Genomic DNA, 24,303 nt, shown 5'->3' on the forward strand with positions numbered 1-24,303 from the left:
CTTGGTATTGACGACGGCGTTCCTCTGGATTGTGGGCACATTCGCTATCCTGTCCGGCATTGACCGGCCGGAGCGGAAGGCCAGGCGCCAAGAGCGGAGAGCCGGGCGGGCCGGGAACCGCAGGATCAAGTACCGGCCGGCATCCGGCCGGCCGGGGTCCGGGAACCGAGGCAGGCATCCACGTATTCGAAGCCTCCGGCCACATTAATCACGGTTTGTTCAGCCGGCATGCCGCGCCGCCAGGAATGCCGCCAGCGCAGGGTTGTCGATCCCGTGGGCCAGCCACGGAACTGAGTTGGTGGCCGCCTCGTCACCAAGCACGGCCTTGTGGGAAAGACCGCGCACCACGAATTCCCGCATGCCGCTTCGGCTTGCCAGCTCGGCGAGCCGGTCCGCGAAGACAGACGCACGTGGTGAGTGGGCGGCAATGAAAACTTCGGCCGCGGCGTCCAGGAGCCGGGCTGAGTACCAGAGGTACCAGGGCTTGGGTTCGAGGCCGCGGTCTATCCAGTGTGCGGCGGCAGCGAGGTCACCGTGCGCCATAAAGAGCCTTGCTTCGGCGCCTGCTGCCAGTGCCATGTAGCAGTGGTCACCGGCCAACTCGGCCATCACCCATGATCTGTCGATCAGGGCCGCAGCTTCCTGCAACTGCCCGGCAGCCAGGTACGTCTCGCCGCGGACCCCGGCGACGAACGGTTCGAACGAGGTCCAGTGTTCCTGGGCAATCCAGGCCTGTGCGCGGTCAAGGGAGGCAGCTGCCTCCTCCAGCTCGCCACGGAGGAGACATACCCGCCCCAGCAGTGCTTCGCTGAAGGCCTGCTGCCGGCGGTTTCCCATGGCCTCAGCCAGCTTCCCGGACTCCATCAGGGCGGTCACCGCGTCCGGGTACCGTGCGGTGTCCGAAGCCAGCATTCCCTGGATTGCGAGGATCCTGGCCTGTTCGTCAGGAAACCCCTCGGCCGCCAGCATTGCCCGGTCCAGCCAGCCGGCAGCACGGTCGGGCACGCCACGCTGGGTGGACAGGTAGCCCAGCTCCCGGTAGGCCGCGGCGGCAGTGCGGGAGACGCCGTCGGCCCCTTCCGCCTGGAGCGCACGGTGCAGGAAGTCCGCTACCTCGGCACCGCGGCCGCCCGCCTGATGGATCAACGCCCCGGACAACGTCACCAGGGACTCGGCGAGCAGGTGGCCGTTACCCGTGCCCTGTGCCAGCATCACCGCGAGCCGCAACTGTTCCAGCCCGCGGTCCACCGCGCCCGCCCACAGTGATGCGCCGCCGGCATCCAGGTAGGACCGCACCGTCGCCGGGGTTGCCTGCACCAGGGGATCCTGCTCGGGAGCGGCGTCGGACAGTGCCCGCCGGACTTCCGTTGGCAGCGGCAGCCCCAGCTCCTGGCGGTAAAGGTCCCCGCTTCTGGCGACATGCCGGCGTGCGCGGCGGTGCTCGCCCAGTGCCACCAGTGCCTTGACGAGGACGGCGTTGCAGTCCGCATGGAAGGGGTCCCGGTCAAGGGCGGCGGTGGCCAGCTCCACCGCCATACCTGGACTGCCCGCGGCCAGGGCGTCCAGGGCGCCCTCGTAGAGCAGGGACTGGACGATGTTGTCCAAGCGGTAGCGCTGGTCCGAGAGCCAGGAATCAAACACCGGGCAGTCGGCGAACGCAAGTCCCTCCAGCAACTGGCCGGTGAAGCGGCGGGGATCCCTGCCGGGATGGGCGGCCGAGTCCATCACGTCCAGTGCGTCACAATGCCAGTTGGGCTGCAGTTCCAGCCGCAGCGGGTCACCGGACACCGTGACGCCGTCCAGGGTCCGCCGCAGCTCGGACAGGTTCCAGCGCAGGGCACCCAGGGGATCGGCGGCGTCCGGAAAGAGCAGCGACGCCGTACGGGACCTGCCTGTGCCTTCATCCTGCAACGCCAGGTACGCCAGCACCGCCCACGCCTTGCGGCCCTTGGGCTGCGCGGGAGTGGCGCCGGGGGACTCGATCCGGGGCGGACCGAGGAGCCGAATCCAGTTCTCGGCCATACGGCCCATGGTACTGCGGCCCTGCCGGGCCGTCAGCGGCATTCACACGCTTGTTCACACGCCCGCCGCACACACTGGCATCACCAAATCCACCACTCACCACGAGGTGTAACCATGGAACTGCTCGGTTTGCTGCTCTTTGTACTCTGGGTCCTCATCGCCACCGCCTGCGCCGTCCTGGCGGACGGCCGGGGCCACACCCCGGACGTCCGCTCCACCGCACCGTGGACGGCCGGCAACCTCCCCAGCGAGCCCTACAGGGCACTCTTGATGTAGGCCCAGGCTCCAGCCAGCAAGAAGTACGACGGCGGCCGGCCGGGTACTCGGTGTTCCGGGGGTACACGGCCGCGGGATCGGCCTCGAGGCCCTCAACCATGTGCTTGGCATTTCCCGGGACAGCCTGGGGCTACACCGGATCCAGGCCGCCACCCTGGTGCACAACGCCGCCTCGCAGAAAATCCTTCAGCGTATCGGCTTCGGGAAAATCGGGATGGCCCCCGCCTACCTCAAGATCGCGGGTTCCTGGCAGGACCACAATCTCTACCAGCGCCTCCTGTACTGACAGACCCGCGGCCAGCCTTCGATGGACCCGGCTCCGAACCGGATGTTGCCTGGAAATCTTATGTATTCGCGGCCCTGGAGAAGTACACACTGCGTCATGAAACGTACTGCCTTTGAGGCAGTAGAGGAAGGGGCGAAAGCACGGGAGGCATCAGGCAGGGAAGTGTGCGGCATCTCACCCCCGGCACCCGCAGAAGGCCCCGTCCGATAAAGGCGCAGACACGAAAAAGCCCCGGAAAATCATTGATTTTCCGGGGCTTCCGTTTGTGCGCGGAGGGGGACTTGAACCCCCACCCCCTTTCGAGGACTAGCACCTCAAGCTAGCGCGTCTGCCATTCCGCCACCCGCGCAGGTGGTAATTCGAAGACCGTTTCCGCCTTTCAGCGTTTCGCGTTTCTCCGAAGCAGCGAGAAAAACTCTAACACGACTTTCGGGGAACAACGAATCGGGCCAAATGGGTAGGCTGAGGGCAGCGAACCGGCGCTTACCCACCTGTCATTCCACAGTGAGGAGCTTTCACATGCCTGATGTCCTGCCCGAGGATGAAGTTGTCCGCATCTGCCAGGAGCTGATCCGGATAGACACCTCAAACTACGGTGACGGGTCAGGGCCAGGGGAGCGCGCCGCTGCCGAGTATGCGGCCGGCCTCATTGAAGAAGTCGGCATGGAGGCTGAGATCTTCGAGTCCGCTCCCGGGCGCGCCAACGTGGTGACCCGGATGGCGGGCCAGGACCCCTCCGCCAGCGCCCTGGTGGTGCACGGCCACCTCGACGTGGTGCCCGCACTCCGGGACCAGTGGTCGGTGGACCCGTTCGGGGCCGAACTGAAGGACGGGCTCATCTGGGGCCGTGGCGCCGTGGACATGAAGGACATGGACGCCATGATCCTGGCCGTCCTGCGGAGCTTTGCCCGCACCGGCAGGAAACCTAAGCGCGACATCATCTTCGCCTTCTTCGCGGACGAGGAAGCGGGCGGCGCCCTGGGTGCCCGCAACGCCGTGGACAACCGCCCCGAGCTCTTCGAAGGAGCCACGGAGGCCATCTCCGAAGTGGGCGGTTTCTCGGCAACCATCGGCGGGCAGCGCACCTACCTGCTCCAGACCGCGGAAAAGGGCATCTCCTGGCTGCGCCTGGTGGCACACGGCAGGGCCGGCCACGGCTCCCAGATCAACACCGACAATGCCGTCACCCGCCTGGCGGCGGCAGTCACCCGCATCGGCGAGTACAAATGGCCCATCGAACTGACACCCACCACCAGGCAGTTCCTGGACGGTGTGACCGAACTCACGGGGGTGGAGTTCGACGCCGACAACCCGGACCTGCTGCTGAACCAGCTGGGAACCGTGGCACGCTTCGTCGGTGCCACACTGCAGAACACCACCAACCCCACATTGCTCAAGGGCGGCTACAAGCACAACGTCATCCCCGAATCCGCCGAGGCCCTCATCGACTGCCGCACCTTGCCCGGGCAGCAGGAGCACGTCCTGGAAATCGTGCGGGAACTGGCGGGGAATGGAGTGGACGTGAGCTACGTCCACAACGACGTATCGCTGGAAGTCCCCTTCGCCGGGAACCTGGTGGACTCCATGATCGATGCCTTGCACTCCGAGGATCCCGGCGCCAAAGTACTGCCCTACACGCTCTCGGGCGGCACGGACAACAAGTCCCTCAGCCGGCTCGGCATCACGGGTTACGGTTTTGCCCCGCTGATGCTGCCGGAGGAGCTGGACTTCACCGGCATGTTCCACGGCGTGGATGAGCGAGTCCCGGCTGAGTCGCTCAAGTTCGGCGCCAGGGTGCTCAACACCCTGCTCACCAACTACTAGGCAGGCTGCCATGACTCCGGAAGAGATCCTGCCGGACGCGTTGCTGGAACGGATCCGCAGCCGCGCCGCCGGCTACGACCGGGACAACACATTCTTCCACGAGGACCTGCAGGATCTGGTGGAGGCCGGTTACCTGAAGCTTTTTGTCCCCGCGGACGACGGCGGCCAGGGACTTGGCCTGGCAGCGGCGGCCCAGTGCCAGCGCAGGCTGGCAACCGCTGCCCCGGCCACCGCCCTGGCAGTGAATATGCACCTGGTATGGACCGGCGTCGCGCAGGTCCTCAGCGCCCGTGGGGACGCTTCCCTTGATTTCGTGCTCAAGGAGGCCGCCGCCGGAGAGGTCTTCGCCTTCGGCAATTCCGAAGCGGGCAACGATTCCGTGCTCTTCGACTCCCGCACAGTGGCTGAGCGGCGGCCCGGCGGCGGCTACGCGTTCACCGGAACCAAGATCTTCACCAGCCTTTCGCCGGCATGGACCAGGCTGGGAATCTTCGGAAAGGACCCCGCAGCCAGGGGTGGCGACGGCGAACTCGTCCACGGATTCATCACGCGGGCAACGCCGGGCTACCGGATCCTTGACGACTGGGACACGCTGGGAATGCGGGCCAGCCAGTCCGGCACCACTGTCCTGGAAGGTGCCGAGGTTCCGCACCACCGCGTCTTCCGCAAGCTTCCCGTAGGTCCTAACGCAGATCCCCTGATCTTCGCCATCTTCGCGTGCTTCGAGACACTGCTCGCCGCTGTGTACACCGGCCTGGGGGAGCGTGCCCTCATCCTGGGCGTCGAGGCTGCCAAACGGCGTACCTCGTTCAAGAACGGCGGCCGCAGCTACGCGCAGGACCCGGACATCCGCTGGAAGGTGGCCGAAGCTGCCATGGCCATGGACAACCTGTACCCACAGCTGGCATCAGTAGCGGCCGACGTCGACAACCTCGCCGGCCACGGGCCGCAATGGTTCCCGAAGCTCGTAGGCCTGAAGGTCAACGCGACGGAAACGGCGCGCCGCGTGGTGGACCTGGCCATCCGGGTCAGCGGGGGATCAAGCTACTTCCGCGGTTCCGAGCTTGAGCGGCTCTACCGGGACGTCCTGGCCGGAATGTTCCACCCGTCAGACGATGAGTCGGCCCACAACACCGTGGCAAACGCCTGGCTGGGGCCGCTCGATGATTAGACGGTCCTTTGTACCTGCATGACACGGCGGCGTAGCCAGAACCGCCGGCCGCCGCCCATGTACAGCTTGCTGCGCTCGAGTTCCCACTTGCCGTATTCGGAGTGTTCCACCAGTCGGCGCCGTGCTTCATGCAGTGAATCGACAGGGCTCACTGTCAGCACGAGGTACTCGTACTGCCTGGCATAGTCCCGTTCCCGCTGGACCGAGCTGGTGAGAAATTGTTCCTTCATTTGCTCTCCATTTTCGTCCTTTTCCGGCTAACGTGAAGGCATGAGCATCGATCCGCGTGTCGCGCTTCAGTCCTTGACCACCGCTTTGGAAGAACACCTTATAGCAGCATCGAACCGCCGCGGAGATGGAGACCCTTCCGTCGAGGCGGCGTTTTTTGCCGTTGCCGATGCTTTCGAAGTCTACGAGGATGCCCTCTACGAGGCCTACAACGAGGTCACACCGCTCCAGGTCTTTGATGACGAGGACGAAGAGGATGAAGACAGCGACGTGGACGACGAGGACCTGGAAATCGTCGAGGAATAGTCACCGGCACCCGGTCACACACGCTCAGCGCCACACGGCACCCCCGCTGCACAGGAACCCCCGCAGCCCAGGCACGCCTAGGCTGTTGCTGAAGCGTCCTCCAGGGCGCACGCAATCTCGGGCGGCAGCGGCGTGAGCTGGGCGTCCAGGATTTCCTTCAGCTGCGCCGGCGTGCGCGGTCCCACGATTGCGGTGGCCACGCCGTGCTGGGACAACAGCCAGCTCAGGGACACGTCCTGCGGTGTCCGGCCCAGTCCTTTCGCCGCCATGCACACGGCCTCCACCGTCCTGGATGCCTTGCCGTCAAGGTAGGGCTCGACGTACCCGGCTCCGGCAGCCGACGCCCCGCGGGAGCCGGACGGGATGCTGCCCCGGTACTTCCCGGTCAGCACGCCGCGGCCCAAGGGCGCCCAGGCCATCAATCCGAGCCCGGCGTCCTCCACGGCAGGGATGAGCTCCGCCTCCGGTTTCCGCTCCAGGAACGAATATTCAGCCTGCGCAGCCACCAGCGGAAAGCCTGCGATGGCCGCAGCCTTGGCCGTCTGCCAGCCGTTGAAGTTCGAGACCCCCGCGTACCGGGCCCGGCCCGTCCGCACCGCATACTCCAAAGCGGACAGCGTCTCCTCCAACGGCACGTTGCCGTCCCAGGCCTGCGCGAACCAGATGTCCACATAATCGGTGCCGAGCCTGGCGAGGCTCGCCTCGAGGCCGCTGAGCATTGCATTACGTGAGGTGTCCACGCCGCGCCGGCCATCCGGCGTCGTCATTCCCGCTTTGGTGGAGATGGAAACCTCCGTCCTGGCCACTACGTCGCCGAGGAGGGAACCGATCATCGCTTCGGACCGTCCGTCCGAGTAGGACGCCGCCGTATCGACGTGCCGGCCGCCCGCATTGAGGAACGTGCGCAGCAGCTCCGAAGCATCCTGTTCGTCCGTCTCGCCGGCCCAGGACATGGTGCCAAGGGAAAGGGCTGAGACTCGCAATCCACTGTTGCCGACGTAACGCTGCTGCATAGCAGCAAGCTTACGGGGCGGAACCGGCACTGCCATGACGTAGGGTCTTAGCGTGAACTGGTTTGAAGCGGCCCTGCTGGGCCTTGTGCAGGGACTGACCGAATTTCTACCGATTTCATCGAGTGCCCACCTGCGGATTGTGGGGCAGTTCCTCCCCAATGCCGAGGATCCGGGAGCGGCCTTCACCGCCATCACCCAGCTGGGAACCGAAACCGCGGTGCTCATCTACTTTTGGCGCGACATCGTCCGGATCGTCAAGGCGTGGGCCGGGTCACTGACCGGAAAGGTATCCAGGCAGGATCCCGACGCCCGGATGGGCTGGCTGGTCATCCTGGGCAGCCTTCCCATCATCGTGCTGGGCCTGCTCTTCCAGGACCAGATCGAATCCGTCCTCCGCAGCATGTGGATTGTTGCCACGATGCTGATCGTGTTCGGCCTGATCCTGGCCGTCGCGGACGCCGTGGGCAAGCAGGAACGTGACTTGAGCCGGCTGACGTACAAGCACGGCATTCTCTACGGCTTCGCCCAGGCCATGGCGCTGATCCCCGGCGTGTCGCGGTCCGGCGGCACCATCACCGCCGGCCTCCTGATGGGCTACACGCGGGAAGCGGCCGCCCGCTACTCCTTCCTGCTGGCCATCCCGGCCGTTTTTGGCAGCGGTTTTTACCAGCTTTACAAGACGGTGTCGAAGGAAGGCATTACGGGACCCTACGGCCTGCCGGAGACCGCACTGGCCACCGTGATCGCCCTGGTGGTGGGCTACATCATCATTGGCTGGTTCCTGAAATTCGTTTCCACCCGCAGCTACCGCCTGTTCGTCTGGTACCGGATCTTCCTGGGGCTCGCCCTGTACCTGCTTCTCGGTTTCAATGTCATCAGCGCCTAGCACTAGGCTTACCCTGTGAAATCCTGGATCTCCCGCCCTGTTCCTGACCTGCCCGGCAGCATGCCTGCCCTGCGGTTGTTCGATACCGCCGTGGGACGCGAAGTGGCCCTGGAAGTGGAGGCCCGGCCCTCCATGTACGTCTGCGGGATCACGCCGTACGACGCCACGCACATGGGGCATGCCGCCAGTTACGTGGCCTTCGATCTCCTCAACCGGGCCTGGCGGGACGCGGGCCACACCGTGTCCTACGTCCAGAACGTCACGGATGTTGATGATCCGCTGCTGGAACGCGCCACGGCAACGGGGGTTGACTGGCGTGACCTGGCGGCAAGCCAGATCGAACTGTTCCAGACGGACATGGAAGCCTTGAACGTCCTGGCGCCGGACCACTACGTCGGCGCCGTGGAATCCATCGACCTGATTGTTCCGGAGGTGGAGCGTCTCGTCAGCATGGGGCTGGCTTACAAGGTGCAGGGCACCAACGGCGAGCCTGACGGCGACGTATATTACGACGTCGAAGCGGCCGGCAAGCAGTCGGTGTCACCGGACGCCTGGACTCTGGGTTCCATCTCCGGGTTGGGCGAAAGCGAGATGCTCGAACTTTTCGCCGAGCGCGGCGGGGATCCCGGCCGCGCCGGCAAGCGGCAGGCACTGGACCCCCTGCTGTGGCGTGTGGCCCGGGAGGGTGAGCCCAGCTGGCCCGGCGGCAGCCTTGGAGCGGGCCGGCCCGGCTGGCACATCGAATGCACCGTCATCGCGCAGAAGTACCTGCCCGCACCCTTCACCGTGCAGGGCGGCGGTTCCGACCTGATTTTCCCGCACCATGAAATGGGCGCGGGCCACGCCTATTCACTGGCCGGGGTTCCCCTGGCAAAGCACTATGCCCACGCCGGCATGGTGGGCCTGGACGGCGAGAAGATGAGCAAATCCAAGGGCAACCTGGTGCTGGTCTCGAAGCTGCGGGCCGCGGGGGAGGACCCGGCGGCCATCCGCCTGGCCATCCTCGCCCACCACTACCGTTCGGACTGGTCGTGGACCGACGAAGGCTTCGAGGCCGCCAAGTCGGACCTCGCCGCCTGGCGCGAGGCGCTGGCCCACGCGCCGGCCGGCTCGGCGTCCGCCCTCATCGCCGACATGCGCGCGGCCCTGGCGGCCGACCTGAACGCTCCGGCAGCCGTTGCCGCTGTCACCCGCTGGGCAGGACAGGCGAACACTGCCGGTACACCCGCCAGCGGCGAGGACCAGGCATTGGTGCGGGACGCCGTCGACGCCCTGCTCGGTATCCGCCTTTAGAGCAAAACTGCCTGCCGGACCCGCCCTTGGCGCAGGTCCGGCAGGCTGCGTTGTCTGCAGGTACCGTGCCGGCTAGGGCCGGTCCTGGCCCCGCCGTTTAAGGTAGCGTTCGAACTCCCTGGCGATCGACTCCCCGGTTGCTTCCGGAAGGTCTGCCGTGTCCTTTGCCTCCTCAAGCTGCCGGACGTAGGCCGCGATTTCCGGGTCCTCGGTGGCCAGTTCGTCCACGCCGCGTTCCCAGGCGTCGGCTTCCTCCGCCAGCTCGTGCGTGTCCAGCGGCACCTGGAGCAGCTCCTCGATTCGGTGAAGGAGTGCCAGCTGGGCCTTCGGTGACGGGGCCTGCGCAACATAGTGCGGAACCGCGGCCCACAGTGAGACCGTGGGGATTCCGGCCAGCAGTGACACTTCCGACAAAACGCCGACGATTCCCACGGGGCCCTCGTACTGTGAGGCTTCGAGGTTCATGCGTTCCCGCAGGGGTCCGTCGTCCGAGGACGTGCTGACGGGGATGGGCCGGCTGTGGGGAACGTCGGCCAGGAGTGCACCCACCAGGATGACGTAGTCAACACTCAAGGCTTCGGCATGCACCAGGAGTTCGGCCGTATAGGCACGCCATTTATAGGACGGCTCCGTGCCCTGCACAAAAATGACGTCCACGTTCGAACCTGGTGCGCTGGCCTTGTAGATGCGCGTGGAGGGCCACTTGATCTTGCGTTCGCCGGCCGCGTTCCTGCGGATCGTAGGGCGCGTGAACTGGAAGTCGTAATATTCGTCGGCGTCGACGGACGCCACCTTCTTGCCGCCCCACAGCTTGTTGAGATAACGCAATGAGTCACTTGCGGCCTCACCGGCATCGTTCCAGCCTTCAAAGGCGGCAAGCATCACTGTCACGCGCTGCCCGTCGGGCACAGGCTGCAGGAACCGTTCGCGGGCGGGTTCCGCCCCCGGTTCGATGTTGTCTCCCTCGAAGCTATTCATTTCTTCACCCTACGTCCAAGGAGCAGGCTGACGCATTGAATGAAGCGCCGAAAATTGGCGGTTTCCCCGCGGGATAACGCTGCAACCAGCACCATATTCGCCGACGGCGTAGCCACAGGCCGCGTCCAGACCGGCCCCGTAGACTTGGGGAATGCGACAGCCAGCCACACGTTCCCCGCTCAAAGCCGTCCTCTGGGACATGGACGGCACCATAGTGGACACCGAGCCCTACTGGATTGCCGCTGAGCATGCCTTGGTCGAAGCCCACGGGGGTACCTGGTCCCACCAGCAGGCCATGCAACTGGTGGGCCAATCGCTGACATTTTCCGCCGGGCTCCTCCGGCAGGCCGGCGTCGATCTTGAAATTCGGGAAATCATCGACCACCTCACCGCGGAAGTGGTGGCCAGCGTCCGGAAGCAGGTGCCATGGCGGCCCGGCGCACGGGAACTGCTCGAAGACCTCCATCAGGCCGGTGTCCGGTGTGCGCTTGTCACCATGTCTGAAGGACCCCTCGCCCGGGAAGTGGTGGCCAGCCTTCCGCGGCCCTACTTCGAGGTCATCGTGACGGGAGATACGGTAACGCAGGGAAAGCCACACCCGGAGGCCTACCTCAAGGCAGTGGAACTGCTCCAGACAACCGACCCGGACCTTTCCCGGGACAACTGCGTCGCGTTGGAAGACTCAACGCCCGGAGTGGCAGCCGCCGTGGCCTCCGGCGTGGCCACCGTTGCCATCCCGCACATCGTCCCGCTGCCGGAGGACGAGGGCTACTTCCTGTGGGAATCACTGGCAGGCCGCTCCCTGGCTGACCTTGAAGACCTCCTCCTGGGACGATCAGTTCCGGACGCTTCAGCCCAGCTGGAAGGGGCCGGGGCGCCGGGGACCACCCATGACTGAGACGGCTGCACCGGTCCGCCGTGAAGGCATCCCCCTGGGACGGATTGCAGGGGTCCCCATCGTCCTGGCCTACTCATGGTTCGTCATCGCCGCGTTCACGGTGATTGTCTACGGACCGGTCCTGGACCGGAGCAACCCGGCTCTGGGGGCCAGCGCCTACGTCGTGGCCTTCGCTTACGCTGTCCTGCTGCTCATTTCGGTGCTGGTGCATGAACTGGCCCACGCCCTGACGGCCAGGATTTACGGCTGGCCCACCCAGAAGATTGTGCTCAACCTGTGGGGCGGGCACACCCAGTTCGACAGCTTCACGGCCACGCCGGGACGGTCCGTCCTGGTGGCCCTCGCCGGTCCGGCCGCCAACTTCATCCTGGCCGCCGGTGCCTGGCTGATGCTCAACGCTGTTCCACTTGGCAGCGTCGCCGAAATCCTCACCAACATCTTTATGTGGGCCAACTTCCTTATCGGCGTCTTCAACGTCCTGCCCGGGCTGCCCCTGGACGGCGGCCGGCTGGTGGAATCTGCCGTCTGGAAGGCCACCGGCAGCCAGGCCAAAGGCACAGTGGCGGCAGGCTGGGGCGGGCGCCTCATCGTGATCGCGCTGGGCTATTGGTTCATCCTCCGACCGCTGCTGGCCGGCGATTCGCCCGAGTTCAGCCTGCTCATGATAACCGTCCTGGTGGGCGGCTTCCTCTGGATGGGCGCCTCGGCAGCCATCCAGCAGGGAACCCTCCGGGGACGGCTCCACCTGGTCAGCGCGGCAGGACTGTCTACGCCGGCCGTCGGGCTGCCGGCCACGGCGTCAGTCCAGGAGGCCCTCCGGATGGGGGCGCCGTCGTCAACCTCGGTAGTGGTCTGCGCCGCGGACGGACGCCCGCAGGGAATAGTTGACCCGGCCGCCCTGCACACCGTCCCCGCCGCCGCAGCCGGAACCACCCCGCTGAGTGCGGTGTCCTACGCCCTCGCCCCCGGGGCCTATGTGCCCGAATGGTCCAAGGGCCAGGAGCTCCTGCACTTCCTTTCACAGCTGGAAGGGCGGGATTACGCCGTGGTGGACCACAACGGCAAGGTCACGGGCCTGCTCTCGCAGGAAGCCGTGCTGTCCGCCATCACGGGCAGGCAACCGCGGCAGAATGGGCGCCCGCGGGGCAGGAACCGGTAGAGTTACCTGCCGGCAGTGCATTGCCGCCGCCACAGCGCAACGTCCTTCAGGACGTCTACGCGGGGCACAACAGTTTTACAGGAGCGAGGAATATCATGAGCAGCGAAACTGCCGTCAACGAAGCCGCCGCGGCAGCCCAACCCGGTGTTGCCCCCGGCGCCTCGCAGCCGGTGGGAGCTGCCCGCCGCCGCGGTCCCTTCCGGGAAGGCGAACGCGTCCAGCTCACTGACGAGCGGGGCCGCATGAACACTGTCACCCTCGAAAGCGGCGGCGCGTTCCACACCCACCGCGGCTTCCTGAACCACGATGAAATCATCGGCAAAATGGACGGCTCCGTGGTGGTCAACAACGTTGGCCAGCAGTACCAGACGCTGCGCCCGCTGCTCTCGGACTTCGTACTGTCCATGCCCCGCGGCGCTGCGGTGGTCTACCCCAAAGACGCCGGCCAAATCGTCACCATGGCGGACATCTTCCCCGGCGCACGCGTAGTAGAGGCCGGCGTGGGCTCCGGCGCCCTGTCCATCTCGCTGCTCCGCGCGGTGGGCGACAACGGCTACCTGCACTCCTTCGAACGGCGTGAGGAATTCGCGGACATCGCCCGCGGCAACGTCGAAACCATTTTCGGCGGCCCCCACCCGGCCTGGCAGATCACCCTGGGCGACTTCCAGGAAGAGGTTGTCCGGACCGAAGAACCCGGCTCTGTGGACCGCGTGGTCCTGGACATGCTTGCCCCCTGGGAGTGCCTGGATGCCGTGGCCACTGTCCTCGCGCCGGGCGGCGTGTGGATCAACTACGTCGCCACCGTTACCCAGCTGTCCCGCACCGCCGAGGCCATCCGCGCGGACGGCCGGTTCACCGAACCCGACGCCTGGGAGTCCATGGTGCGCGGCTGGCATCTCGAAGGACTCGCAGTCCGCCCCGACCACCGCATGGTGGCGCACACCGGATTCCTGCTGGTCACCCGCCGGCTGGCCGACGGCGTCACGGGCATCTCCGTCAAGCGCCGGCCCTCCAAGACCGAGTTCAACGAAGAGGATGTCAACGCCTGGACGCCCGGCGCAGTAGGGGAGCGGGCCGTCTCCGACAAGAAGCTCCGGCGCGCCGCACGCGACGCCATCGCGGGGACGAACGTCGTGGACACACCGGAGATCACGAACTAGTCCATATTTCGGGAGTCTCCATCCCTACCTGCCATCTTGGGGCTAAGGTCTTAATAGAAGCGCAGGAAGGGGCTGATACATCATGGAGACGCCAAACCAGGACTCCGGACGTACACCGGCAGAGCAGTCTGCCGCCAACGACCTCTCGGTTGCCGACCGCCAGGTCAACATCCTCCGGGACAAGCTCAGGCACATCGACCGCCAGTTGGCTGCGGCAACGCAGAACAACACCAAGCTGGTCACCATGCTTGAGGCCGCGAAGGCCGAGATTCTCCGGCTGAAGAACGCGTTGGACCAGGAAGGACAACCTCCCTACAGCTTCGGCACCATTCTTCAGCTGAATCCGCGGCGGCAGGCTTCGCCGGGCAACAGCGGGCAGGCGGCCACCGAAGAATCAGTAGACATCTTCAACGCCGGCCGGAAGATGCGGGTGGGCATCAGCCCGCTGGTGAACATCAACCAGCTGGCGGTGGGCCAGGAGGTCCTGCTGAACGAGGCCCTCCTCGTTGTTGCCGGCCTGGGATATGAGCGGGCCGGTGAGCTGGCCACCCTTAAGGAAATGCTCGGCGCCGACCGCGTCCTCGTGGTGGGCCGGGCCGATGAAGAGCGGGTGGTCCGGCTTTCCGGGGCGCTCCTGGCCGAAAAGCTCCGGGTGGGCGACGCCCTCTCCATCGACTCCAGGACCGGGTACGCGCTTGAGAAGGTGCCGCGGTCCGAGGTGGAGAACCTGGTCCTGGAAGAAGTCCCGGACATCACGTACGAGGACATCGGCGGACTCGGGCCGCAGATCGAACAGATCCGCGACGCCGTTGAACTGCCTTTCCTGCACCCGGACCTCTACCGGGAACATGGGCTGAAGGCGCCCAAGGGCATCCTGCTGTACGGTCCGCCCGGTTGCGGCAAGACGCTCATCGCCAAGGCCGTGGCCAACTCGCTGGCGGCCCGCGCCGCGGAGCGTTCCGGGAACGTGGACCTGAAGAGCTACTTCCTGAACATCAAAGGCCCGGAGCTGCTGGACAAGTACGTGGGGGAGACCGAGCGGCACATCCGCCTCATCTTCTCCCGGGCACGCGAGAAGGCATCGGACGGCAGCCCGGTAGTGGTGTTTTTCGATGAGATGGATTCGCTGTTCCGCACCCGCGGGACCGGGATTTCCTCCGACGTCGAAACAACCATTGTGCCCCAGCTGCTGAGCGAGATCGACGGCGTGGAGCGGCTGGACAACGTCATTGTCATCGGCGCGTCCAACCGCGAGGACATGATCGATCCGGCCATCCTTCGGCCCGGCAGGCTGGACGTTAAGGTCAAGATCCACCGCCCGGACGCCGAGGCCGCGGCCGACATTTTCAACAAGTACATCACCACGGACCTGCCGTTCCACGAGTCCGATCTCGCCGAGCACAACGGCGACGTCCAGGCCACCGTTGACGCTATGGTCCAGCGCACTGTGGAGGCCATGTACTCTACGGACAAGTCCAATGAGTTCCTGGAAGTCACCTACGCCAACGGCGATACCGAGATGCTGTACTTCAAGGACTTCAACTCCGGCGCAGTGGTCCAGAATGTGGTGGACCGGGCCAAGAAGTACGCCATCAAGGACCTCCTCACCCTGCACCAGAAGGGGCTCCGGATCGAGCACCTGCTCCGTGCCGTAGTGGACGAATTCCGCGAGCACGAGGACATGCCCAACACCACCAACCCGGACGACTGGGCCCGCATCTCCGGCAAGAAGGGCGAACGGATCACCTACATCCGCACCATCGTCCAGGGAAAGGCCGGCCAGGAGCCTGGAAAGTCCATCGAAACAATGCCCACCACAGGACAGTATCTATGACGGCAGCGCAGGAACCCGCCGCCGGGGGCGCCCTCCCCGTGGGCGGGGCCATGCGTGTCATGGGAGCAGAGACCGAATACGGCATCCATGCCCCGTCCGCCCCGTCCGCGAACGCCACCATGATGAGCGCCCGCGTGGTGCAGGCTTACGCCCAGGTAACGCGGCAGCGTGCCGCCGGCGGGGCGGAAACCCGTTGGGACTATACGGACGAGGAGCCGCTGCACGACGCCCGCGGCTGGACCGTGGACAGAGGCGCGGCGCATCCCAGCCAACTCACCGACCAGCCGCCGGTGCTGGACGCGGAAGCTGTGGCCCTGGCCTACGGCCGGGAAGACCTCGAGCTTGACGGGCAGGACGAGTCCGGCACGCTGTTGATGAACATGGTCCTGGGGAACGGGGCCAGGCTGTACGTGGACCATGCGCACCCGGAGTACTCAAGCCCCGAAGTCACGAACCCCCGGGACGCCGTGGCGTGGGACGCCGCCGGTGACCTCGTGGCGCTGGCCACGGTACGGCGGCTGGCCGCCGACCCGGACCTGCCGCCGGTGAACCTCTACAAGAACAATACGGACAACAAGTCGGTATCCTACGGCTCGCACGAGAACTACCTCATGCCCAGGTCAGTTCCCTTTGGCGACATTGTCCGGGGCCTGACGCCGTTCTTCGTCAGCCGCCAGGTCCTCTGCGGCTCCGGGCGGGTGGGGATCGGCCAGGACGCGTCCACCCCGGGTTACCAGATGAGCCAGCGGGCCGACTTCTTCGAGGCGGAAGTGGGCCTGGAGACCACCATCCGCCGCCCCATCATCAACACCCGGGACGAGCCGCACGCGACCGCCGACAAGTACCGGCGCCTCCACGTCATCATCGGGGACGCCAACCTCAGCCAGGTCTCCAACTACCTGAAATTCGGGACCACGTCCATGGTCCTCAGCCTCATCGAGGCCGGGCTTGCACCGAAGATCGAGGTCTACGAACCTGTTGCCGCCCTGCAGGCGGTCAGCCACGATACGTCGCTTACCGCCACCGTGAGGCTGCAGGACGGCAGGCGGGTAACTGCCCTGGACCTGCAGTGGATGTACCACGAAGCGGCCGCAAAGCTCGCCCAGGACACCGGCGTCGGTGATGCGGTGGACGGCGACGGACACACGCACGACGTCCTGGACCGCTGGGCCGCCGTGCTTTCCCAGCTGGACAGCGACCGGGCAGCTGCCGCGGCCTCTGTGGAATGGCTCGCCAAGCTCTCCCTCCTCGAGGGTTACCGCGACCGCGACGGACTTGAATGGAACGATGCCCGGCTCGGGCTGATCGACCTCCAATGGGCGGACATCAGGCCCGAGAAAGGCCTGTACTACCGGCTCCTTGCCAGGAACCGCATGGACAGGATCATTGACGACGGCGCCATCGCGGCGGCGGTGGGAGAGCCGCCGTCGGACACCCGCGCGTTCTTCCGCGGCAAGTGCATCAGCAGCTTCGGCAAGGACGTGGTGGGGGCCAGCTGGGACTCGGTCATTTTCGACGTGCCGGGCTACGGCCGGCTCCAGCGCGTGCCCACCCGGGAACCCCTGAGGGGAACGAAAGCCTTGACCGGAACGTTGTTCGAACGCTACCGGGAAGCAGGCCCTTTCCTCGCGGAGCTGCTGGGACACAGCACCGCTCCGCCTCCGGCATAAACCGCGCCGGAACGCCCGCTTCGTGGCAGGATGGGCATATCGGAGGATCCGCCGGATCCCACCGCAGCAAGGGAGAGGTAACCATGGCAGGCCAGGAGCAGCAGCAGCCACAATCGCGCGACAGCCAGGTCGACGAAGACATTCCCGAGGCACCCCCGGCGCCGCCCGAAGCGCAGGCATCAGCAGCCACTGAAGGCGTTGATGACCTCCTCGACGAGATCGACGGAGTCCTCGAATCCAACGCCGAGGAGTTCGTGCGCGCCTTCGTCCAAAAAGGCGGCCAGTAACCCGAGGGTGGCGGACGCCGCGGCCGGCCGGGATCTGTACCGACGTTGAAGAACTACGTTCAAGGAGTGCATGAGTGCAGGAATCAACCGCCAACCAGGTAGCCGCCAACGCCACCTCATCCTTTACCGAACATCTGCAGCGGGACCGGCCGGAACTCCTGCCCTATAACAGGGGACTCCAGGCCAGTGCGCCAGGCACCGCTCCGCTGCAGGTGCCGCATGCCACCACCATCGTCGCGTTGAGCTACGCCGGCGGTGTGCTGATGGCCGGGGACCGGCGGGCCACCATGGGCAACGTGATTGCCAGCAGGCACATTGAAAAAGTCTTTCCCGCGGACCGCTACTCCGTCCTGGGCATCGCCGGTACCGCCGGTATCGCCATCGATCTCACCCGCCTGTTCCAGGTGGAACTCGAGCACTACGAAAAGATCGAAGGCACCCTCCTCAGCCTCGAAGGCAAGGCCAACAGGCTGGGCGCGATGATCCGCGGCAACCTGCCCCTGGCCATGCAGGGGCTGGCCGTGGTGCCGCTGTTCGCCGGTTTCGATACCAGCGCCGGCGTCGGGAGGCTCTTCTCCTACGACGTCACCGGCGGCAGGTACGAGGAACACGAACACCACACTGTGGGCTCCGGTTCGGTCTTCGCCCGGGGCGCCCTGAAGAAGCTGTGGCGGCCCGACCTGACCGAGGCCGACGCCGTCTCTGTCGCCGTCGAGGCCCTTTACGATGCGGCCGACGACGATTCCGCCACCGGCGGCCCGGATACCGTCCGAAAGCTGTGGCCCGTCATCTACACCGTGGACAGGAGCGGCGCCCGGCGGGTGGCTGAGAACGAAATCGCCGCCGCAAGCGTGAACATTATCGAGGCCCGCACCACCGCCGGACGGGAGGCCTGAGATGACGCAGCAGTTTTACGTATCGCCTGAGCAACTGATGAAGGACCGTGCGGACTTCGCACGGAAGGGCATCGCCCGAGGCAGGTCCGTGGCAGTGATCAGCTGCGCGGACGGCATCGCGCTGGTAGCCGAAAACCCCTCTCCGTCCCTGCACAAGATCGGCGAGATCTACGACAAAATTGCGTTCGCCGCCGTCGGAAAATACAACGAATTCGAAAGCCTCCGGCAGGCCGGCGTACGGTACGCCGACGTCCGCGGCTACTCCTACGACCGCGAGGACGTCACCGCACGCGGCCTCGCCAGTGTCTATGCCCAAAGCCTGGGCGCTGTGTTCACCGCCGAGCAGAAGCCGTTCGAGGTGGAACTGGCAGTAGCGGAGGTAGGTCCAACGCAGGCTGACGACCACCTGTACCGGCTGACCTTCGACGGTTCCATCGCGGACGAGCACCAGTTCGTAGTGATGGGCGGTCAGGCGGAGAAGGTCTCAGCGGCAATCGACGAGGGCTGGCGCAGCTCACTGAGCTTCGCCGAGGCCTTGCGCCTTGCCCTGGCAGCCCTCGTCCCGGCCACGGAATCCGGGGACCGTCCGCAGGCGCTGCCTGCCGCGGCGGTGGAAGTTGCCGTGCTGGACAGGCAGTCGGAGAGCTCACGGGGCTCGCGCCGCGCCTTCCGGCGGCTTGACGACGCGGACATCACTGCACTGCTGGCCTAGGAGGACACATGGACAAGAGAATCTTCGGTATCGAAACGGAATTCGGGATTTCGTATTCCAGTCCCGACTCGAGGCCTCTTGCCCCGGAGGAGGTAGCCCGGTACCTCTTCCGCAAGGTTGTGAGCTGGGGCCGGTCTTCCAACGTCTTCCTGACCAACGGCTCGCGGCTGTATCTGGATGTGGGATCCCACCCCGAATATGCCACCGCCGAGTGTGACGACCTCGCCCAGCTGATCGCCCACGACCGCGCCGGCGAACTGATCCTCGATGACCTGGTGGACGAGGCCCAGGCCCGGCTCGCGGCGGAGGGCTTCAACGGCACCGTGTACCTGTTCAAGAACAACACGGACTCGGCAGGGAACTCCTACGGCAGCCACGAGAACTACCTCATTCCGCGCCGCGGCGAATTTTCCCGGCTCGCCGAGATCCTGATTCCCTTCCTCGTCACCCGGCAGCTGATTGCCGGCGCCGGCAAGATCCTCAAGACGCCGCACGGGGCCACCTTCGCCTTTTCACAGCGGGCCGACCACATCTGGGAAGGGGTTTCTTCCGCCACCACCAGGTCTCGGCCCATCATCAACACCAGGGACGAGCCGCACGCTGACGCCGAGTTCTACCGGCGGCTGCACGTTATTGTCGGCGATTCGAACATGTCCGAAGCCACCGCCCTGATGAAGGTGGGCACGGTGGACCTGGTGCTGCGCATGATCGAGGCCGGCGTGATCATGCGGGACATGCGGATGGAAAACCCCATCCGCAGCATCCGCGAAATCTCGCACGACCTCAGCGGCCGTGCCCTGGTCCGCCTGGCCAACGGGCGCCAGCTGACAGCCCTGGAGATCCAGCAGGAGTACCTCACCAAGGTCACGGCGTTCGTCAGGGAACATGGCGCCCATAACTCCCACGTGCCGTTGATTCTCGACCTGTGGGAGCGGACTTTGAAGGCCATCGAAAGCGGTGACACCCGCGGCATCGACACGGAGATCGACTGGGCGATCAAGAAGAAGCTGATGGACAACTACCGCGAACGCCATGGACTGGGGCTGGACGCCCCGAGGATAGCCCAGTTGGACCTGACCTATCACGATATTTCCCGCAGCCGTGGACTCTATTACCTCCTGCAGTCGCGTGGCGCAGTCCGGCGGATCGTGGATGACACCGTGGTCAAGGACGCCGTTGACGCGCCGCCCCAGACCACCCGCGCAAAACTCCGCGGCGACTTCGTAAGGCGTGCCCAGGAACTGGGCCGTGACTACACCGTGGACTGGGTGCATTTGAAGCTCAATGACCGGGCGCACCAGACCATTTTGTGCAAGGATCCCTTCCGCAGCGTTGATGACCGGGTGGATGCGCTTCTGGACTCTATGGGCTGACACTCAGGTTCAGGGGCTATTCTGGATGAGGCCTTTAACATGGCCCTCGCGCGGTGCTGCCCGCCCAAGTGCGGATCGCCGCCTCCATCCTGCCCCGACGAAAGTTCTCTTACGTGCGCCGACTACTAGCAATCCTTCTTCCTGTTCTGCTGCTGTTGACCGCCTGCGGCGGTTCATCGGCAGAACCGGAACCCACCAGCAAGCCCGCTGGTGAGACTGCGAAGTTCGACTCCCTCAAACTGACTGACAACGGGGACAAAAAGGCCCCGGGTGTGGAATTCGACAAGCCGCTGGACGTGGCCGACCCCACCATCAAGGTGGTCACTGAGGGCAGCGGCGAAACGGTCAAGGCGAACCAGATCGCCAACATCTCGATCCTCGCCCTGAACGGCAGCGATGGGTCCACGCTGGAGGATACATTCCCCAACGATCCCGAACCCCTCGAACTGAATGAGGAACTGAAGACCGGCAGCGAGGTCATCTACAACGCGTTCGTGGGTGCCAAGGTTGGTTCCAGCATCGCCCTGGCCGTGCCGGGCCAGCAGGGTGCAGCCGCCCCCAGCCCCTCCGACGGTGCCAGCCCTGCGCCGTCCGCTGCAGCCCAGCCCACGCAGCTGCTGATCATCAAGATCCTTTCCGCCACTGACGTGACTCCCGCGCTGGAGAAGCCCCAAGGTGAAACCGTGACCCCGCCCGCCGGGCTGCCCACCGTCACCGAAAAGGACGGCATCCCCGAAATTTCCGTCGAAGGTGCGGCCGCTCCCACAGAACTCGTGTCCCAGGACCTGATCAAGGGCACCGGCGCCACGGTAAAGGAATCCGACACCCTCACTGTTAACTACGTGGGCGTCACCCTGGTAGGCGGAACCAAGTTCGATTCCAGCTTCGACCGTGGTGAACCGGCCAGCTTCCCGCTCACCGGCGTCATCAAGGGCTGGACGCAGGGCCTTGCCGGCAAGACCGTAGGCTCCCGCGTCCTGCTGGTCATCCCCAAGGACCTGGCCTACGGCGACGCCGGCCAGGGCGAGGCCAAGGGCGACCTTGTGTTCGTAGTGGACATCCTCGGAGCCAAGTAGCAACAATGGCATCAGGCCCGGCCTTCGCCGCGGCATCCAACAGCAGCACACCATCTGCCAGACACCAAGGAGCAACCATGTCTTTTGGACAGCGGGACTTTGACCGCCAGAAGCCCGAGATCGACTTCCCCGAGGGCGACGTCCCCACGGAACTCGTCATCACCGACCTCATTGAGGGTGACGGCCGCGAAGCCCAGGCCGGGGACACCGTGTCCACCCACTACGTGGGCGTTGCCTGGTCCACCGGCGAAGAATTCGACGCCTCCTGGGGCCGCGGAGCTCCGCTGGACTTCCGGGTGGGCGTCGGCCAGGTCATCCAGGGCTGGGACCAGGGCCTGTTGGGTATGAAGGTGGGCGGCCGCCGCCGCCTCGAGATCCCCTCGGAGCTTGCCTACGGCTCCCGTGGCGCCGGCGGGGCCATCGCCCCGAACGAAGCCCTGATCTTCGTGGTTGACCTCGTAGCAGTGCGCTGACCCCACCTTTGGGCGGCCAGGAGCGCGGCAGCAGCAGGACCAAGTGTCCCGTTGCTGCCGCGCTTCCTGCGTTCCGGCGCCGAGTTTAGTAACGTAGCCAGAGTGTCCGCATCCCGTACTGAACGCCTCCTCAACCTGCTGATCGCACTGCTGAACACCAGGTACGGCTTGCGCCGCGGTGAACTCCGCGAAACGGTCTACCGGGCAGTTCCCGGCAACGAGGCCTCCTTCGGCAGGATGTTCGAGCGGGACAAGGCGGACCTTCGGAAGTTCGGCTTTGACGTTGAGACCCTGACGGACCTGGGCTGGAGCGAGGACGACCCCGCAACCACCAGGTACCGGATCGGCAAGGAATCCAACCGGCTCCCGGACGTGGAACTGGACCCGGAGGAGTGGACGGTCCTGCTCCTGGCCTCCCAGCTCTGGGAGCGTGCAGCGCTCGGCACTGCCGCCCGAAGCGCGCTGCGGAAACTGCAAGCCTCCGGTGCGGTCGCCAACGTGCAGCTTCCCGCCGGGGTCCAGCCGCGGATCAAGCCGGCGGGCCAGGCTTTTGACGACCTCATCGCGGCCATGCATGCCAGGCACCCGGTCTCGTTCACCTACCTGGCGGGCAGTACGGGCTCCGAGGAACAACGGACGGTGGAGCCCTGGGGCCTTGGCAGCCGCTTCGGCCACTGGTACCTCATGGGGTATGACCGTGCCAGGAAAGCGCCCCGCCACTTCCGGCTCTCCCGTTTCACCAGCGCCGTGGCAACCCTCGAACGTGAGCAGTTCAGCCCGCCGCTGGACTTCAATATCCGCCGGGAACTGGAACGCCTGCCCGAACTGCCGCTCCGCACCGCCGTCGTGGACGTCCGCGAAGGACGCCTCCTGGCGCTCCGGCGCCGCGGCGTCGCCACGGGAGCGGTGCAGGATGGACAGTTCGACGGCGGGCCCTCCACGCCGCCGGACGCAGGCTATGAGCGCTTCAGCCTGCAGTACAGGGACCCGGAGGTGCTGGCGGAGGAACTTGCCTCCTACGGCCTGGACGCTCTCGCGGTGGCTCCGCCCGAACTCGCGGACGCCGCGCGGCGCCGGCTCCGTGCCGCCGTCGACTTCAGCAACGCGCCCGCGCCCGCATACCGTTTTGCCGGGGCACCTGCCCGGCCCGTCCGTGCCCGGACCTCCGAGGACCAGCTGAAGCGGATGCTGCAGCTGGTGCCCTTCCTGGTGCACAACCAGGGTCTGCACATCCAGGACGTCGCGGAGCGCTTCGGCATCAGCCGGCAGGAGTTGGAGGACGACCTGCAGATCCTCATCTGCTCGGGGCTCCCTGAGGGATACCCGGACGACCTGCTCGACATCCAGTGGGAGAACGACCACGTCTACATCACCCAGGACCTGGACCTGAAGAAACCGGTCCGCTTCACCGTGGACGAAGCCTGCGCCCTTCTCACCGGACTGGAATCGCTGAACGGGTTGCCCGGGGTGGCCGAGGGCGGCGCCCTGGAATCGGTGACCCTCAAACTCCTCGCCGCAGCCGGTGAAGAGGGGCTTCAGGCGGCTTCCCTGGCGGGACCGGAGGTGGCACCCGCCGACGCCGGCACGCACGCCACCGTGCTGCAGGCCATCGAGTCCAGGTCCCAACTGCGCCTGACATACCTGGCCCCGCAGCGGGACACGGTGTCAGAACGGAACGTGGACCCGCTGCGGCTCTACTCCCTGGACAACACCTGGTACTTCGAGGCCTACTGCCATTCCGTGGAAGGCTTACGGAATTTCCGCCTCGACCGGGTCCAGGCAGTACATCCCAACGGACGGTCAATCCCCGCCGGAACGGCGCCCGCTGCGGGCGTACCGGCGAAGCTCTTCACCCCCAAGGACGACGATACGGTTGTCACCGTCCAGCTCACCCGGCAGGGGAGGGGTCTCGCGGACGACTATTATGCCGAGCGCACGGCCGAACTCGACGACGGCGGGCTGGTGGCCGAAATCCGCTTTGGCAACACCGACTGGCTGCCGATGTTTGTGGCCCAGCATGGCGGTTCCGCCCGGATCCTGGCCCCTGCGGACCTGGCCGACGCGGCCCGCAACTGGCTCGCGGCATCCCTGGCAAGGTACGGCGGCTAGACTTCTCAGCATGCCTTGGTGGTCCTGGATCCTGATATGGGTGGCGCTTGTTGCGCTGTCGCTGCTTTTTTATGTCCTGCTGGGCATCCGGCTGTTCCGCCAGTTCATGGCCACGGTGAAGGATCTCGGTGCAGCAGGCGAAAAACTGGGGCACATCGGCCCCGTTGAACAGCCGGCTGCCAGTACAGACCCGGAGGGACCGCCGCCGGGCTCTGCCATTTTTGCCTCACCCGCGGTCATGCGACATGATTACGAGGCATCCAAGTGGTCCCGCCGGGAACAGCGCCGCATCCGGCGGGTGCAGCGCAAGACGGACCGGGGCCAGCCGCAGGCGCTCGGCGATCTCGACTTCACATAGAAGTAGGATGTACGT

23 protein-coding genes, 1 tRNA gene and 1 pseudogene are annotated in these 24,303 nt (G+C 65.8%); 20 read left to right on the plus strand and 5 right to left on the minus strand.

Annotated elements, in window-relative coordinates:
- Window positions 1-219: 219 nt before the first annotated feature.
- Entirely contained in the window at window positions 220-2,022 is a 1,803-nt protein-coding gene (locus tag BACI348_RS10815) for an AfsR/SARP family transcriptional regulator (protein WP_236557527.1), read from the minus strand.
- Window positions 2,023-2,136: 114 nt separating this feature from the next.
- On the opposite strand from BACI348_RS10815, the gene BACI348_RS10820 reads away from it, so the two are divergent.
- Both BACI348_RS10820 and BACI348_RS10825 read left to right on the plus strand, forming a co-directional pair.
- Window positions 2,137-2,298, plus strand: coding sequence for a hypothetical protein (locus tag BACI348_RS10820; RefSeq protein WP_201298409.1), 162 nt, complete (start codon window positions 2,137-2,139; stop codon window positions 2,296-2,298).
- A 49-nt stretch (window positions 2,299-2,347) separates the two neighbouring features.
- Window positions 2,348-2,584 (plus strand): annotated as a pseudogene (locus tag BACI348_RS10825) (GNAT family N-acetyltransferase); the annotation flags it as partial.
- Between the two features lie 266 nt (window positions 2,585-2,850).
- Here BACI348_RS10825 and BACI348_RS10830 read toward each other — a convergent pair.
- Window positions 2,851-2,933: transfer RNA gene (locus tag BACI348_RS10830), tRNA-Leu, on the minus strand.
- Between the two features lie 170 nt (window positions 2,934-3,103).
- On the opposite strand from BACI348_RS10830, the gene BACI348_RS10835 reads away from it, so the two are divergent.
- Both BACI348_RS10835 and BACI348_RS10840 read left to right on the plus strand, forming a co-directional pair.
- Window positions 3,104-4,408, plus strand: coding sequence for a M20/M25/M40 family metallo-hydrolase (locus BACI348_RS10835; protein WP_159825682.1), 1,305 nt, complete (start codon window positions 3,104-3,106; stop codon window positions 4,406-4,408).
- Window positions 4,409-4,418: 10 nt separating this feature from the next.
- Entirely contained in the window at window positions 4,419-5,579 is a 1,161-nt protein-coding gene (locus BACI348_RS10840) for an acyl-CoA dehydrogenase family protein (protein WP_159825684.1), read from the plus strand.
- On the opposite strand, the gene BACI348_RS10845 is transcribed toward BACI348_RS10840, so the two are convergent.
- Entirely contained in the window at window positions 5,576-5,809 is a 234-nt protein-coding gene (locus BACI348_RS10845) for a DUF5703 family protein (protein ID WP_159825686.1), read from the minus strand. The two genes, BACI348_RS10840 and BACI348_RS10845, sit on opposite strands and share 4 nt — an antisense overlap.
- 40 nt (window positions 5,810-5,849) lie before the next feature.
- On the opposite strand from BACI348_RS10845, the gene BACI348_RS10850 reads away from it, so the two are divergent.
- Complete coding sequence (locus BACI348_RS10850; protein ID WP_159825688.1) at window positions 5,850-6,113, plus strand: hypothetical protein; 264 nt, start codon at window positions 5,850-5,852, stop codon at window positions 6,111-6,113.
- Between the two features lie 77 nt (window positions 6,114-6,190).
- Here the strand turns inward: BACI348_RS10850 and BACI348_RS10855 are convergent, their stop codons facing one another.
- The gene (locus BACI348_RS10855; RefSeq protein ID WP_159825690.1) at window positions 6,191-7,126 is read right to left on the minus strand and encodes an aldo/keto reductase; all 936 of its coding nucleotides are present in this window, start codon (window positions 7,124-7,126) and stop codon (window positions 6,191-6,193) included.
- Between the two features lie 52 nt (window positions 7,127-7,178).
- On the opposite strand from BACI348_RS10855, the gene BACI348_RS10860 reads away from it, so the two are divergent.
- A complete protein-coding gene (locus BACI348_RS10860; protein WP_159825692.1) occupies window positions 7,179-8,012 on the plus strand; it encodes an undecaprenyl-diphosphate phosphatase in 834 nt (277 codons plus the stop codon).
- Between the two features lie 15 nt (window positions 8,013-8,027).
- Window positions 8,028-9,305, plus strand: a complete 1,278-nt coding sequence (gene mshC / locus BACI348_RS10865; RefSeq protein ID WP_159825694.1) for a cysteine--1-D-myo-inosityl 2-amino-2-deoxy-alpha-D-glucopyranoside ligase — start codon at window positions 8,028-8,030, stop codon at window positions 9,303-9,305.
- A 72-nt stretch (window positions 9,306-9,377) separates the two neighbouring features.
- Here the strand turns inward: mshC and BACI348_RS10870 are convergent, their stop codons facing one another.
- Window positions 9,378-10,283 (minus strand): PAC2 family protein, encoded by a 906-nt coding sequence (locus tag BACI348_RS10870; protein ID WP_159825696.1) that lies wholly within the window; start codon window positions 10,281-10,283, stop codon window positions 9,378-9,380.
- Window positions 10,284-10,434: 151 nt separating this feature from the next.
- Here BACI348_RS10870 and BACI348_RS10875 point away from each other — a divergent pair, with 151 nt between their 5' ends.
- The 13 genes from BACI348_RS10875 (at window position 10,435) to BACI348_RS10935 (ending at window position 24,288) form a co-directional block, all read left to right on the plus strand.
- Window positions 10,435-11,181 (plus strand): HAD family hydrolase, encoded by a 747-nt coding sequence (locus tag BACI348_RS10875; protein WP_159825698.1) that lies wholly within the window; start codon window positions 10,435-10,437, stop codon window positions 11,179-11,181.
- Window positions 11,174-12,340, plus strand: coding sequence for a site-2 protease family protein (locus tag BACI348_RS10880; RefSeq protein ID WP_159825700.1), 1,167 nt, complete (start codon window positions 11,174-11,176; stop codon window positions 12,338-12,340). Before BACI348_RS10875 ends, BACI348_RS10880 begins: the two co-directional genes overlap by 8 nt.
- Before the next feature lie 95 nt (window positions 12,341-12,435).
- Entirely contained in the window at window positions 12,436-13,500 is a 1,065-nt protein-coding gene (locus BACI348_RS10885) for a tRNA (adenine-N1)-methyltransferase (RefSeq protein ID WP_159825702.1), read from the plus strand.
- An 82-nt stretch (window positions 13,501-13,582) separates the two neighbouring features.
- The gene (arc, locus tag BACI348_RS10890; RefSeq protein WP_159825704.1) at window positions 13,583-15,334 is read left to right on the plus strand and encodes a proteasome ATPase; all 1,752 of its coding nucleotides are present in this window, start codon (window positions 13,583-13,585) and stop codon (window positions 15,332-15,334) included.
- Window positions 15,331-17,004: a depupylase/deamidase Dop gene (dop, locus tag BACI348_RS10895; RefSeq protein WP_159825706.1), complete on the plus strand. Its 1,674-nt coding sequence runs from the start codon at window positions 15,331-15,333 to the stop codon at window positions 17,002-17,004. The genes arc and dop overlap by 4 nt, the downstream gene beginning before the upstream one ends.
- An 83-nt stretch (window positions 17,005-17,087) precedes the next feature.
- Window positions 17,088-17,291 (plus strand): ubiquitin-like protein Pup, encoded by a 204-nt coding sequence (locus tag BACI348_RS10900; protein WP_159825709.1) that lies wholly within the window; start codon window positions 17,088-17,090, stop codon window positions 17,289-17,291.
- A gap of 74 nt (window positions 17,292-17,365) precedes the next feature.
- Window positions 17,366-18,187, plus strand: coding sequence for a proteasome subunit beta (gene prcB, locus BACI348_RS10905; RefSeq protein ID WP_159825711.1), 822 nt, complete (start codon window positions 17,366-17,368; stop codon window positions 18,185-18,187).
- 1 nt (window position 18,188) lies between these two features.
- Window positions 18,189-18,899: a proteasome subunit alpha gene (gene prcA, locus BACI348_RS10910; RefSeq protein ID WP_159825713.1), complete on the plus strand. Its 711-nt coding sequence runs from the start codon at window positions 18,189-18,191 to the stop codon at window positions 18,897-18,899.
- An 8-nt stretch (window positions 18,900-18,907) separates the two neighbouring features.
- Window positions 18,908-20,272: a Pup--protein ligase gene (pafA, locus tag BACI348_RS10915; protein WP_159825715.1), complete on the plus strand. Its 1,365-nt coding sequence runs from the start codon at window positions 18,908-18,910 to the stop codon at window positions 20,270-20,272.
- Window positions 20,273-20,385: 113 nt separating this feature from the next.
- Window positions 20,386-21,348 (plus strand): FKBP-type peptidyl-prolyl cis-trans isomerase, encoded by a 963-nt coding sequence (locus BACI348_RS10920; protein ID WP_159825717.1) that lies wholly within the window; start codon window positions 20,386-20,388, stop codon window positions 21,346-21,348.
- 77 nt (window positions 21,349-21,425) lie between these two features.
- Window positions 21,426-21,821 (plus strand): FKBP-type peptidyl-prolyl cis-trans isomerase, encoded by a 396-nt coding sequence (locus tag BACI348_RS10925; protein WP_159825719.1) that lies wholly within the window; start codon window positions 21,426-21,428, stop codon window positions 21,819-21,821.
- Window positions 21,822-21,923: 102 nt separating this feature from the next.
- On the plus strand, window positions 21,924-23,930 hold the full coding sequence (locus BACI348_RS10930) for a helix-turn-helix transcriptional regulator (RefSeq protein ID WP_159825721.1): 2,007 nt from the start codon (window positions 21,924-21,926) through the stop codon (window positions 23,928-23,930).
- A gap of 10 nt (window positions 23,931-23,940) precedes the next feature.
- Window positions 23,941-24,288, plus strand: coding sequence for a hypothetical protein (locus tag BACI348_RS10935; protein WP_159825723.1), 348 nt, complete (start codon window positions 23,941-23,943; stop codon window positions 24,286-24,288).
- Window positions 24,289-24,303: the final 15 nt, after the last annotated feature.

Source organism: Arthrobacter sp. 9AX (assembly GCF_902506095.1).
Taxonomy (GTDB): Bacteria; Actinomycetota; Actinomycetes; order Actinomycetales; family Micrococcaceae; genus Arthrobacter.